The organism is Lysinibacillus sphaericus (genome assembly GCF_001629735.1).
GTDB lineage: Bacteria > Bacillota > Bacilli > Bacillales_A > Planococcaceae > Lysinibacillus > Lysinibacillus pinottii.
In genome coordinates, this window is record NZ_CP015224.1 from 2656947 (window position 1) to 2669944 (window position 12998).

Below are 12998 nucleotides of genomic sequence, written 5' to 3' on the forward strand. Positions count from 1 at the left end.
AAACAAACTATGTAAGGGTTCTGATGATACAAAAACATAACTTTTACATAAAAAATGAAAAGAATGCGCTTTCACACACTCTTTCCATCCAAAAACATCCTAAATCTAACATTTTTTCAAGAAGTCTGACGTTCAGATTGCGTACCTAGCTTCTTTATTTTTTATAGCTTTTTAATAGGTTAAGAAACAATTTTTGTCTCTTAACGAGCAAATTCATATCCCCATAATTGTTGATGCTATCAAAAGAAAGCCTTAAAAAATGGTTTTATACTTCTGTATATTGTCCGATTTTTTTGAACTTTTCATAACGATCGTTAATTAATTGTTCTCCATTTAGAGAATTTAATGCATGAAGTGTAGTGCTAATGCATTCTTTAATATAAAGTGCCTGTTTTGCTACATTGCGATGCGCACCACCAATAATCTCAGGTATGATACCATCTATAACACCAAGCTCTTTTAAATCCGGTGCTGTTATTCGCATTGCTTCAGCCGCTTGCTTAGCAAGGCTACCATCACGCCATAAAATCGACGCTGCTCCTTCTGGAGAAATAACGGAATATGTTGAGTTTTCAAGCATAAAGACACGGTTTGCTACACCTAATGCTAAGGCACCGCCACTTCCTCCTTCTCCAATCACAATACTGATGACTGGAACTGTTAAGCCTGCCATTTCAACAAGGTTTCTAGCAATTGCTTCACTTTGCCCTCGTTCTTCTGCAGCTTTACCTGGATAAGCACCTTTTGTATCGATAAAACAAATAATTGGCCGTTTGAATTTTTCTGCTTGCTTCATCAAACGTAAGGCTTTACGATACCCTTCTGGGTGAGGCATACCAAAATTACGTCGTATATTTTCTTTTGTAGATTTCCCACGTTGGTGTCCGATTATTGTTACAGGTTGCCCTTCAAAAATACCAATTCCACCAAGGATTGCAGCATCATCACCAAAAGTACGATCTCCATGCAACTCAATAAAATTCTCACATATCGCTTCAATATATTGTAAAGTAGTAGGTCTTTCTGGATGTCTTGCTACTTGCACACGATCCCACGGCTTCATATTCGCATAAATAGATTGCTCTAATTGTGATAACCGTGTTTCTAATTTCTCAATCTCACCTGTCATATCTACATCTGCTTCAGTAGCAATTGTTTTTAATTCATCAATTTTTTCTCGTAGTTGGATAACTGGTTCTTCAAAAGCTAAATTTTTAGACATGTTGCACGCCGCCTTTCGTATGCATTTTTACAAGTAATGAAACTTGTTTACGTAAATCTTTGCGAGGGAAAATGGCATCCAATTGGCCATGCTCTAATAAAAATTCGGCTGTTTGGAAATCATTCGGTAGTTTTTCTCTTACAGTTTCTTCAATGACACGACGACCAGCAAAGCCAATCAATGCTTGTGGTTCTGCAATATTTATATCACCTACAGAGGCAAAGCTTGCTGAAACCCCACCAGTTGTAGGATGCGTTAAAATAGAAATAAACAATAAGCCTTGATCACTATGACGCTTTAAAGCAACACTTGTTTTTGCCATTTGCATTAAAGATAGTACACCTTCTTGCATACGTGCACCACCACTAGCCGTAAAGATAATAAAAGGCACACCTAATTCAGTTGCTTTTTCTACTGCACGAGTAATTTTTTCGCCCACAACTGAACCCATGGAACCCATACGGAAGTGAGAATCCATAATGGCCACAACAATTTCCTCTCCGTCTAATGTACCAACACCCGTTAGCACAGCTTCATTCAAGCCCGTTTTTTCTTGGTCAGCTGAAATTTTCTCCACATATGCTGGGAAGTTTAATGGATTGCTTGTTTGTAAATGGTCATCCATCGAAACAAATGAACCTTCATCCAAGAAGTAGTCTACACGTTCTTGTGCAGTCATTTTGAAATGATGACTACATTTCGTACACACTTTATGATTTTTTTCTAGTTCTTTCGTTAATTGAATATGGCGGCATTCAGGACATTTTGTCATTAATCCTTCTGGAAATGCTTTTTCCTGTCCATCCTCTTTCTTTTTTCGGTTACCACTAAATAAGCTACGTATTGCCATGTTTGACTCCCCCTTTGTTGTTGTCTAAGTGCTTTGTACAGTACTCATCCACTGCTCATAAGCTTTTAGTGCTTCTTTTTCGTACCCTAGCTGCATCGATTTCAACATGGTTTGAATGATTATTTTTTCATCTTCTGTTGAGTTTCGATTTAAACGGTCGCCATCGTAAGCTGCCAACTGAAACCAGATTTTTAATGATAAACGATTGCCTGTTGTGATTAGAAGTTCTCGCAATATATCACGACAATTAATCATACCTTCTAATTCTAGTTTCACAAAAAAACTATCCCACACAGGTAGTGTGCGAAGAATCTCTGTACAACTTATTACGCGAATAGCTTCCTTTTCATGAATTTGTCGCGTAAATTCGACATCTTTTTTCGATTTTTCATCTTCTAATATAAACATCGACAGTATTTCTACAAGCTGATGCTTATGTGTGGAAGCAAGAAAAGTACCACCACCATGTCTCGTTTCAATAAGACCTAGTAATTCTAGACTTCGCAATGCCTCTCTGACAGAGGATCGCCCGACACCTAGACGCTCCGATAAGACTCGTTCGGAGGGAAGCTTTTCACCTGCTTGTATTTTTTCCATTTTAATGAGTTGACGTAGTTGTTGGACGATTTCTAAAAACACTTTTTTTTGTTCGGTTTTTTTATCCATACGACTAACTCCCCTTATCAGAAAAGTGGTCTGACCACTTTTTAACGTTGACTCTAGCTTACAGAATAACTGTTAAAAAGTAAAGAAAAAACTGCATAAAATTCAATGCAGTTTCTTAATTCTTGTTTCATTTCATATCTTTTTCGTCGCTTGCGCATGTTTTACTTTAATTTGCGGTTTTCCAAAACGTCTTTCTAGATTCCCTTCTACAACCAGAATTTCATCTTCTACTAACAAATCTTGAACGAATTGAAAAACTTGTGGAAATAATGTAGCAGAAACAGATCCATGCTCATCCTGTAACTGGACAAAGGCCATCTGCTCCCCTTTTTTGGTACGAATTTTTTTTACTTCTTCCATGACACCAATCATTTTCACATACGTACCATCTCGCATTTGCTTTAACTCACGACTTGTACAATTCACATCAGCCCAATATGGTCTTTCTTGCGTAACCGGATGGGCAGAAATGTAAAAGCCTAAACTTTCCTTCTCATGTATCAATTTTTCCTTTTGTGGCATATCATCAACTTGCATATATTTTGGCTTTCCAAAGTTAAATTCTGTAGCAGTTGATATATCAATATCCTCATTTGGCCGTAGTAGTTCAGCGTGTTTTAAGGCAGCATCTATTGTCATGATTAGTACTGCACGGTCCTTTTCTAGATAATCTAGGGCTCCAGCATAAATTAATGATTCTATTACTTTCGGTTTAAAATGCTGTGCACTTAATGCCACAGCTAAATCAAAAAGGTTATATAATGCCTGAGGGTTCGTTTGGCGCAATGTATTGATACTTTCAATAAAAGTATGAGGGACGCCTTTAATCCCTGCTAAACTATAACGGATCCCCTCCTGCTCAACCGTAAAATATTTTGTACTGTCCTTTAATGAAGGTGGATAAAACGGGATACCTTTGTCTTTGGCCTCTTGTACTAGCTGTTGAATTTTATCTACATTTCCCGTTGCATTAGATAATAATGCAGCATAAAAGCTTTGAGGGAAATGTGCCTTTAAATAAGCCATTTGATAAGAAATAATACTATAAGCTACAGCATGACTTTTAGGAAATCCGTAATCAGCAAAGCGGACAATTAATTCATACACCTCTGTCGCCACATGCTGATCATAGCCTTGTTTTAATGCCCCTTGTACAAAGGTAACCTGTTGCTCCTCCAGGACTTGACGATTTTTTTTGCTAACGGCACGGCGAAGTAAATCTGCTTGACCCATTGAAAATCCTGCTAGCACAGAGGCAATCTTGATAATCTGCTCTTGATAGACAATAACTCCAAAAGTCTCTTGTAGAATTGGCTCTAACACAGGGTGAGGCATAACCACTAATTCTTTACCGGCTTTTCGTCTAGCATAGACAGGTATAAATTCCATTGGACCCGGACGATAAAGTGCGTTCACAGCCACAATATCTAAAAATTGTGTAGGATGAATGTCTCGTAATGCTTGTTTCATTCCTTCCGATTCTAATTGGAAAATACCTGATGTATCACCACTTTGCAATAATTGAAAAGTTTTTTCATCATGCATAGGAATTCGTTCAAAATCAATCCAAGGTCCACCCGCTTTATAAATGGACCAACGAATTTGCTCTAAAATAGTTAGATTGCGTAAACCTAAAAAATCCATTTTGACAAGCCCACTCGCCTCTACATCACCCATCGGCCATTGTGTGCAATATATGCCTTCATGTCCATCCTCAATAGGGACTGTATTGACTAAGGAGGAAGGAGCAATAACGATGCCTGCCGCATGGGTAGAGGAATTTCTAGGCAGACCTTCTAATTTTTGCGCTACTTCGAACCAACGCTGATGCTGGTGATCCTCAGAGAGCCACTCCTGTAAATCATATGATTCTTCTAAAGCCTTTTGCAATGTAATCCCCGGTTTATTCGGAATCATTTTTGAAATTTTCTCTAATACCTCTGCACCAAAACCAAATACTCTTGCGACATCTCGAGCCACTGCTTTGGCAGACAATGTACCGAATGTAATGATTTGGGCGACATTGCCTTTACCATATTTTTGTGCAACGTACTGAATCACTTGATGTCGTTTACTATCGACAAAATCAATATCAATATCAGGTAAGGATATCCGTTCAGGGTTTAAAAATCGTTCAAATAATAAACCATAGGCGAGTGGATCTACTTGCGTAATAGCTAGACTATAGGCAACTAGTGACCCAGCGGAGGAACCACGACCTGGTCCAGTTAAAATGCGATTGTCTTTGGCAAAGCGCATAAAATCAGCTACAACTAAAAAATAATCAGCGAAGCCCATTGAACATATTATTTCAAGCTCATATCGTAGTCTTTCTCGGTAACCATACGGAATGTCCAGCTGGTTAAATCGTTCCTCTAATCCAGAAAATGCTTCTTTAACAAGTAAACTCTCAGCTGTTTCACCTACTGGCACAGGAAATTTAGGCATTTGTACAGACATTTCAGGAATGATAGCACGACAGCTAGCAAGCATTTGTCCACAGGTCTCAAGCCATTCTGGTCGATCAGTAAACCAACTTTGCCACTCTTGTGCTGTTGGTGCAAAATAACCCTGTAATTTAGCTGTTAGCATCGTATCTCCAAGCTTGTCTCCCGTATCGATTGCTCTTGCTACTTCGTATGCAAAATGATCTTCAGGTCGTAAAAAATAACAGCTCTGAACAGCTACAAGTGGAATCCTCTGTCCCTCACACCACTCTACAAGCTCATTCTCATTAGCTAGCGCCACCCCTCCAGGTCTGGTAATTCCCATATAAAAGTGATGCTGAAAGAGATGAGCTAAGGCAGATACTACTCCATGCCAATCTTTTAATTCGGCTAAATCATCGGATGAAAGCAATGCCAAGCAGCCTGCTGCATAGCCCTCTAGCCATTTCCAAGGTAGCACTCCGTCTTCCCTAATTGAAGCCGCACTGCTAATTTTCAATAACTGTTGATAGCCCTCCTGAGACTGTGCATACAGTACAAGAGGAAGCGTTGTGTCATGCCATTGCACATTAACAGAAAGCCCCATGACGGCATGTATTTTTGCTTGCTGCATGGCTTTACAAAAAGGCAAAAGCCCGTACAATTTCGTATTTACGATTGCACAGGCCTGCGTCTTTTGTTCTAGTAAAAAAGGAATCAATTGCTCAAGCCGAATTGTGCTTTTCAATAAATCCGCGCTCGTATGCATCTTTGTGTATACATGTGTCAAATGAATCCCTTCCTTTTCTTTTTAATGATACGCTTTACAAATCTCTTGTAATCTTGTGATGACGTTATCTGCTTCTTTCCATGAATAAGCCGTAGCTCCAGAAGCCAGCGGATGTCCACCACCATTAAACTCTTTTGCTAATGTATTAATAATAGGACCCTTCGAACGTAAACGTACACGAATTTGATCTACCTCTTCAATGAATACAACCCACGAGCAAATCCCCTTAACACTACCTAGGCAACCTACTAGCAGTGATGCTTCTGACGGTACAATATCATGTTCTGCTAATAATTCTTTTGTTAGCTTCACATGAGCTGCTCCATATTCATCCATTTTAAAGTTTTGATAAATATAACCTTGTAAATTAAGCAGTTTTTGCTCCATTTCATACATACCATCAAAAATTTGATTTCGATCAAAATCATATGTAATCAGGTCTGCAGCCACTTTAAATGTTTTAGCCGTAGTACTTGGGAATTGGAATCTACCTGTATCTCCTACAATTCCAGCAAATAATAATCGTGCAGCAGTATCAGACATTTGCCAGTTAGCCACTTCCTTACCTTCCTCATACAGTTCGTAAATCATTTCACTGCAAGAACTTGCTGTCGTATCGACCCATAAAAGGTCACCATAGGCATCATCATTAGGGTGATGATCAATTTTAATAATCATTTTCCCCTTAGTATAGCGTGGATCGTCAACACGTTCGGTATTGGCCGTGTCAGTCACAATTACTAAAGCATGGTCATAAACATCATCAACTACTTGATCAGGCTGTGCCATAAATGTTAAGGAAGTATCATGCTCACCTACAGCAAAAACCTTTTTATCTGGATAATTTGTTAAAATCAATTCTTTTAATCCTTGTTGTGAGCCATAAGCATCTGGATCTGGTCGTACATGACGATGAATAATGATTGTTTCATAGGCAGCAATTGTGTCGATGATTTGTCTTTTCACAATAAATTCCTCCAAAATGATAGTAAGAACCGTTAGCATTTTTCCAGAATTATCGTTACAATAATGTCTAGTTATGCTAGGAGGTTTACTATGCTCAATTTAATATTTGTGTTTGCGATAATTATATCTTTTGTCTTTTATTTTTATTTTAAAACAAAACAGTTCCGTTCATCATTACCAATCGCTAAAAATTGGTATAAAAGTAAGGCGAATATCGGCTTCGGTTCCTTCCTACTGTTTTTCGGATTTAATCAAGCCTATTTATTCCCTAGCTTATATACATTTGTAATTGTAGCAATTCTTGTCGTGCTAGGCATCTTTGTCGTAGTAGAAAATACGAAAAAAGCGCGTCATTATGGTCAATTTGTTGAAGAAGAATTCCGCATTAATCGATAATATGTAACAAAGGGATGACCAAGCAATTGCGCTAGGCCATCCCTTTTAATACTTAACGTTCTAAAAGCTGGAACATCATCATTGCCTTACCAACAAGTATTTGTTGATTATACACTTCAAAATCCATTTTCACAAACTTACGACTCATGTCTAAAATTCGTGGCTTGACTGTAAGTGTACTTTCCATCTGTACCGGTTTAATAAAATAAATGGTCATATTCTCAGCTACTGCATCCCCTCGTTTGCGACGCTTTAATGCAAATGAACCCACTTCAGCAAGTAGAGTGGTGAAAGCACCGTAAGAAATTGCCCCGTATTGATTTGTCATTTGAGGTGTAACTTTAAATTCCACGACCAGCTCATCATCACCAAGTACCTTCATCTCATTTTTCACTAAATCATCTATAGTTTCACCATGCTGTGGCTGCCTTTGAGCTAGCTGCAATGCTTTAAGCACGTCCTGACGACTAATGACACCCTGTAAAATGTTGTCGTCATCTACGATAGGTAACAGATCAATCCCTTCCCAAATCATACGATGCCCAGCTGAAGCAACACTCATTTTCATGGAACCAGCAATTGGATTCTTCGTCATAACCTTTTCAACTAACTCATTTTCTTCTCGACCAATAACGTCTTTTACAGTAATCATTCCGACAAGTTTATTTTGATGAGTGACAACTGGAAATGCACCATGTGTGGTGCGTTCATTTAACTTCTGGAAATGACGGATGGTCTCATCATTTTTTAACGCTGCTGTGTCAGTCATTGGAACATAAATATCTTCAATAAATAAAATATCCTTTTTGATGAGCTGATCATAAATAGCTCGGTTAATCATCGTTGCTACAGTAAACGTATCATAGCTAGTTGAAATTATAGGTAAATCTAATGAATCAGCCAGTTGTTTATTGGCATCTGTTGTATCAAAACCCCCTGTAATTAAAACAGCAGCACCTGCTCGAAGTGCATTTTCATGGGCTTTAAAACGATTCCCTACAATCAATAAGCTACCCGCATCTGTATACCGCATCATATCTTCTAATTGCATTGCCCCTATAACAAATTTCGTTAACGTTTTATGTAGACCTGATTTTCCACCTAAAACTTGACCATCTACGATGTTGACAATTTCTGCAAAAGTTAAACGTTCAATGTTTTCTTTCTTTTTCTTTTCAATACGAATTGTTCCAACACGTTCAATTGAACTTACTAAGCGACGGTTTTCTGCTTCTTTTATAGCACGATATGCAGTCCCTTCACTCACTTGCATTTCTTTCGCAATTTGACGTACTGAAATTTTATCGCCCACAGGTAGTGACTCGATGTATTGTAAAATTTTCTCATGTTTTGTAGACAAAATATCACCTATTTCCTAAGCTTCAATTCTGCTCTTAGTGTACCATATTTTTTATAAAAATATTTAATATAAAGTGATCAAATTGTTTAAAAAACCCTATCATTCCAACTACCAGCGTGGTGTCAATTCATATAGTACAGCATAATCAACGATTAGAAACAGTTTACTTTCTCACCAGCTTTTAAAATTTGAACCTCTGAGTTTTGTACTAAATCAGCAAAAATCTGTGGATCTTGCTCGATAGGTGGGAATGTATTGTAATGAATAGGTACAACTATTTTAGGCTGTAAGAATGAAACTGCGCATGCAGCGTCTTCTGGACCCATTGTAAAATTATCACCAATTGGTAGGAATGCTATATCTATTGGATGTCGCTCCCCAATTAATTTCATATCACTAAATAGAGCTGTGTCACCTGCATGATAAATCGTTAGCCCTTCAACAAATAGTAATATCCCAGCTGGCATTCCCATATAAATAATTTCTTTTGTATCTGTTACATAAGAAGAGCCATGGAAAGCCTGCGTAAACTTTACCTTCCCAAAATCGAATTCCTTAGCCCCTCCAATATGCATTGGGTGTGTTTTAACTCCTTGCCAGGAAATCCAATTGGCTAATTCATTTGGAGCAATGACTAGCGCATCTTTTTTCTTCGCTAGTTCTATGGTGTCTCCAACATGATCATTATGACCATGTGTTAATAAAATAATATCTGGTGCTTCTTCAGCAACCTTTAAATCTGTTTGTCCATTACCGTTAATAAAAGGATCAATTAAAATTGTTTTCCCATTTGTTTGAATTTTGACAATTGAATGTCCATGATAGCTTATTTCCATCTTAATGTCCTCCTCGTTTATAAATGACAACCCCTCCATTTTAATTCGCTACCCATGCGCTTTTTTCCTTTTTTTGATATGCTTGTACAGAGAATAATCGTATCACTCTCTAACAATTTTATACTTTGTTAGATCACAATTATTCAGTGATAAAAAGGAACAGCCCTTTTCTTTAGAAAGTCGAAGGTTCCTCATTAAAATTTTCCATGTACTAAAAAGGAGGACATATTTATGTCAAAGGTTGAAGAAATCCAAAGTTATTTACAGCAAAATCACATTGATGCAGCATTTATCACTACACCTGACAATGTTTTTTACGTTTCAGGCTTTAAAAGTAATCCACATGAGAGATTACTAGGTGTCATGATTTTTAAAGATGCTGAACCTTTTCTAATTTGTCCGCAAATGGAGATTCCAGATGCAAAAGCGGCTGGTTGGTCTTATGAGGTTATTGGTCACCAAGATACTGACAATTCGATGGAAGTGCTTGCACAAGCCATTACATCACGTGAAATTCAACCAACTACGTTTGCCATTGAAAAAGCACAGCTCATTGTGGAACGCTTAGAGGCACTACAGCAATCCTTCCCACAAGCAAATTTTGTACGTTTAGACGAAAAAATTAATGCAATGCGCGTAATTAAGGATGAAAGTGAATTAGACAAATTACGCAAAGCTGCGGAGTTAGCTGATTATGCTATTGAAATCGGTTGCAAGGAAATTGCTGAAGGTAAAACAGAAATGGAAATTTTAACAGCCATTGAAAATGCTATTCAAGATAAAGGCTGTAAAATGTCCTTTGAAACAATGGTACTAAGTGGACCAAAAACAGCCTCTCCTCATGGTCATCCAGGCGCACGTAAAATAGAAAAAGGGGATATGGTGCTATTTGACCTTGGTGTCATTTATGATGGCTATTGCTCTGATATTACACGTACAGTTGCCTTTGGTGAGCCAAGTGAAGCACAAAAAGAAATTTATCATGCTGTGTTAGCAGCTAACCAAAATGCTGTTTCAGCTGTGAAGCCTGGTGTACGTGCTATGGACTTAGATAAAATCGCACGCGATACGATTACAGAAGCCGGTTTTGGAGAATATTTCACACATCGTCTTGGACATGGTCTTGGTATTTCTGTACATGAATTCCCATCTGTTACAGGAACAAACGACATGACAATGGAAGAGGGTATGGTCTTTACGATTGAGCCTGGAATATATAAATCAGATGTAACAGGTGTACGTATCGAGGATGATGTTGTTGTAACAAAAGATGGTGTGGAAGTACTAACAAAATTCCCGAAAGATTTAATCATTCTATAATATAAAAAAGGAAGCATCGAATTTGTCTTCCTACAGACTGTAGACAAACACAAAATTTTTGAGAGCTTGCCTATAAAAGCGTCGTTGATCTTTACTTGGGAAATGTTTGTAAGAAAAATAACAAAATCCTTCGAGAGTGAATTTCTCGAAGGATTTTTCATTTTTACAGGAAATTATTGAATAAGCTCATCCACATTGACATATGGAATTCCTTGTGAATCTGCTACAGCTTTATATACTAGTTGTCCATCTAATGTATTCACACCTTTTTTTAGTGCAGCATTGTCTAGGCAAGCTTGTTTATAGCCTTTATTTGCAATTTGAAGTGCGTAAGGAATTGTATTATTTGTTAAAGCAATTGTTGATGTACGTGGTACAGCTCCCGGCATATTCGCAACTGCATAATGGACAACGCCGTGTTTTACGTAAGTTGGATCATCATGTGTTGTGACACGATCTGAAGAAGCAAAAATACCACCTTGGTCAATAGCGATATCCACTACTACAGAGCCAGCTTGCATTGATTGAATCATTTCTTCAGACACAAGCTTCGGTGCTTTTGCGCCTGGAATTAACACGGCACCAATTACTAAATCGGAAGTTTTCACAGATTCTGCAATATTATAAGGATTAGAAATCAAAGTTTGAACATCACGGCCAAACATATCTTCTAATTGGCGTAAACGCTCAGGACTTAAATCGATAACTGTTACGTCTGCTCCCATGCCAACAGCGATTTTCGCAGCGTTCGTTCCCGCGATACCACCACCGATGACTGTCACTTTACCGCGTTGTACACCTGATACACCGCCAAGTAAAATCCCTTTACCAGCATGATTTCTCTCTAAGAACTGTGCACCAATTTGTGTAGCCATTTTACCTGCTACTTCACTCATTGGTGTTAATAACGGTAGTGAACCATTTGCTAATTGAACGGTTTCGTAGGCAATCCCTACAACTTTTTTATTTAAAAGTGCCTGAGTCAATTCAACTTCTGGCGCTAAGTGTAAGTAAGTGAATAGGATTTGACCTTCATAAAAGTAATTATACTCAGAAGCTACAGGCTCTTTCACCTTCATAATCATCTCTTGTGACCAAGCTTCCTTAGCAGTATTCACAATATGAGCACCAGCTGCAATATAATCAGCATCCGTAAAGCTTGATCCTAAGCCTGCTCCAGTTTCAATGTACACCTCATGGCCTGCATGTGTTAAAGTAACAACTCCTGCTGGTGTCATCGCTACACGATTTTCATTGTTTTTAATTTCCTTTGGAATACCAATTTTCATAGTTCCCTATCCCCTTCCATTACGTAAAAAATCAGCATCATTTATGTAATTAAAAATAGATGCACCCCTTGCAATTCCATATTACCAAACAAATAAAAAAAAAGCTTTAATTAAAGTAAATACAAATAAAATTTCTAACATTTCCAAAATACAAAATATTTAAACGGTAATTCCAGCTAATAAATTACTATATTTAAAAAATAAAAAGGAAGCTTATAGCAATAGGAACTAGCCATTCCGAAAGCCAAAAATACGTTTGCACGCTGCAAATAGTGGGAATGAAGTAATTATATTTTCTTCATGAAATGCCTTCACTTTTTCATAATTTTTCTTCCGGAAAGTATTTCCTTTAGAAAATCATTTGGTATAATCAACATATACAAATCAGGGAGGTTTTTCAAATGGCTAATCATTATAAAAGCATTGTGGTTGCAGTAGACGGTTCTAAGGAAGCTGAATACGCCTTTCGTAAATCAATTGACGTGGCGAAGCGTAATGAAGGTTCGGTATTAAATTTAGTAAATGTTATTGATACACGTTCATTCGCTGCAATCGAAGCATACGACCGTTCTATTGCAGAACGTGCACAAGCATTCTCTGAAGAACTATTAAATGGTTACAAAAAGCAAGCTGAAGATGAAGGTATCGCAAACGTTAACCTAATCATCGAATATGGTTCTCCAAAAAATATTATTACTAAAGAGCTTTCTAAAATCGTAGACGCAGATCTAATCATTTGTGGTGCCACAGGTCTAAATGCAGTAGAACGTTTCCTAATTGGTTCAGTATCTGAAGCAATTGTACGTTCAGCTAATTGTGACGTTCTTGTAATCCGCACACCTGAAAACTAATCAGCAATACATAAAAAGGTATCCTA

Annotated in this window: 11 protein-coding genes; 3 read left to right on the forward strand and 8 right to left on the reverse strand. The window is 37.7% G+C overall.

What is annotated here, in order from left to right; translation table 11 throughout:
- Positions 1 to 265: 265 nt before the first annotated feature.
- The 5 genes from A2J09_RS12980 to A2J09_RS13000 form a co-directional block, all read right to left on the reverse strand.
- Complete coding sequence (locus A2J09_RS12980; protein WP_012295624.1) at positions 266 to 1222, reverse strand: acetyl-CoA carboxylase carboxyltransferase subunit alpha; 957 nt, start codon at positions 1220 to 1222, stop codon at positions 266 to 268.
- Complete coding sequence (gene accD, locus A2J09_RS12985) at positions 1215 to 2072, reverse strand: acetyl-CoA carboxylase, carboxyltransferase subunit beta (protein WP_012295625.1); 858 nt, start codon at positions 2070 to 2072, stop codon at positions 1215 to 1217. Before accD ends, A2J09_RS12980 begins: the two co-directional genes overlap by 8 nt.
- 24 nt (positions 2073 to 2096) lie before the next feature.
- Positions 2097 to 2738 carry a FadR/GntR family transcriptional regulator gene (locus A2J09_RS12990; protein WP_012295626.1) on the reverse strand — a complete coding sequence of 214 codons (642 nt, stop codon included), beginning with the start codon at positions 2736 to 2738 and terminating at the stop codon, positions 2097 to 2099.
- Positions 2739 to 2870: 132 nt separating this feature from the next.
- Positions 2871 to 5954 (reverse strand): DNA polymerase III subunit alpha, encoded by a 3084-nt coding sequence (dnaE, locus tag A2J09_RS12995; protein WP_012295627.1) that lies wholly within the window; start codon positions 5952 to 5954, stop codon positions 2871 to 2873.
- A gap of 21 nt (positions 5955 to 5975) precedes the next feature.
- Positions 5976 to 6920 carry a DHH family phosphoesterase gene (locus tag A2J09_RS13000; RefSeq protein WP_036162298.1) on the reverse strand — a complete coding sequence of 315 codons (945 nt, stop codon included), beginning with the start codon at positions 6918 to 6920 and terminating at the stop codon, positions 5976 to 5978.
- Between the two features lie 90 nt (positions 6921 to 7010).
- Here A2J09_RS13000 and A2J09_RS13005 point away from each other — a divergent pair, with 90 nt between their 5' ends.
- The gene (locus A2J09_RS13005) at positions 7011 to 7316 is read left to right on the forward strand and encodes a YtpI family protein (RefSeq protein WP_031418622.1); all 306 of its coding nucleotides are present in this window, start codon (positions 7011 to 7013) and stop codon (positions 7314 to 7316) included.
- 52 nt (positions 7317 to 7368) lie between these two features.
- Here A2J09_RS13005 and A2J09_RS13010 read toward each other — a convergent pair whose 3' ends face one another.
- On the reverse strand, positions 7369 to 8676 hold the full coding sequence (locus tag A2J09_RS13010) for a DRTGG domain-containing protein (RefSeq protein ID WP_031418621.1): 1308 nt from the start codon (positions 8674 to 8676) through the stop codon (positions 7369 to 7371).
- A gap of 152 nt (positions 8677 to 8828) precedes the next feature.
- Entirely contained in the window at positions 8829 to 9512 is a 684-nt protein-coding gene (locus A2J09_RS13015) for a metal-dependent hydrolase (RefSeq protein ID WP_031418620.1), read from the reverse strand.
- Between the two features lie 231 nt (positions 9513 to 9743).
- Between A2J09_RS13015 and A2J09_RS13020 the strand changes: the two genes are divergently transcribed.
- Positions 9744 to 10832 carry a M24 family metallopeptidase gene (locus tag A2J09_RS13020; protein WP_012295632.1) on the forward strand — a complete coding sequence of 363 codons (1089 nt, stop codon included), beginning with the start codon at positions 9744 to 9746 and terminating at the stop codon, positions 10830 to 10832.
- Positions 10833 to 11005: 173 nt separating this feature from the next.
- Here the strand turns inward: A2J09_RS13020 and ald are convergent, their stop codons facing one another.
- Positions 11006 to 12121, reverse strand: a complete 1116-nt coding sequence (gene ald, locus A2J09_RS13025) for an alanine dehydrogenase (RefSeq protein ID WP_031418618.1) — start codon at positions 12119 to 12121, stop codon at positions 11006 to 11008.
- 401 nt (positions 12122 to 12522) lie between these two features.
- Between ald and A2J09_RS13030 the strand changes: the two genes are divergently transcribed.
- Positions 12523 to 12972: a universal stress protein gene (locus A2J09_RS13030; protein WP_008176818.1), complete on the forward strand. Its 450-nt coding sequence runs from the start codon at positions 12523 to 12525 to the stop codon at positions 12970 to 12972.
- Positions 12973 to 12998: the final 26 nt, after the last annotated feature.

Bases quoted from the DNA above. Each gene is read 5' to 3' on its own strand.
- A2J09_RS12980 (WP_012295624.1), bottom strand. From the start codon at position 1,222: ATGTCTAAAAATTTAGCTTTTGAAGAACCAGTTATCCAACTACGAGAA.
- accD (WP_012295625.1), bottom strand. From the start codon at position 2,072: ATGGCAATACGTAGCTTATTTAGTGGTAACCGAAAAAAGAAAGAGGAT.
- A2J09_RS12990 (WP_012295626.1), bottom strand. From the start codon at position 2,738: ATGGATAAAAAAACCGAACAAAAAAAAGTGTTTTTAGAAATCGTCCAA.
- A2J09_RS13005 (WP_031418622.1), top strand. From the start codon at position 7,011: ATGCTCAATTTAATATTTGTGTTTGCGATAATTATATCTTTTGTCTTT.
- A2J09_RS13015 (WP_031418620.1), bottom strand. From the start codon at position 9,512: ATGGAAATAAGCTATCATGGACATTCAATTGTCAAAATTCAAACAAAT.
- A2J09_RS13020 (WP_012295632.1), top strand. From the start codon at position 9,744: ATGTCAAAGGTTGAAGAAATCCAAAGTTATTTACAGCAAAATCACATT.
- ald (WP_031418618.1), bottom strand. From the start codon at position 12,121: ATGAAAATTGGTATTCCAAAGGAAATTAAAAACAATGAAAATCGTGTA.
- A2J09_RS13030 (WP_008176818.1), top strand. From the start codon at position 12,523: ATGGCTAATCATTATAAAAGCATTGTGGTTGCAGTAGACGGTTCTAAG.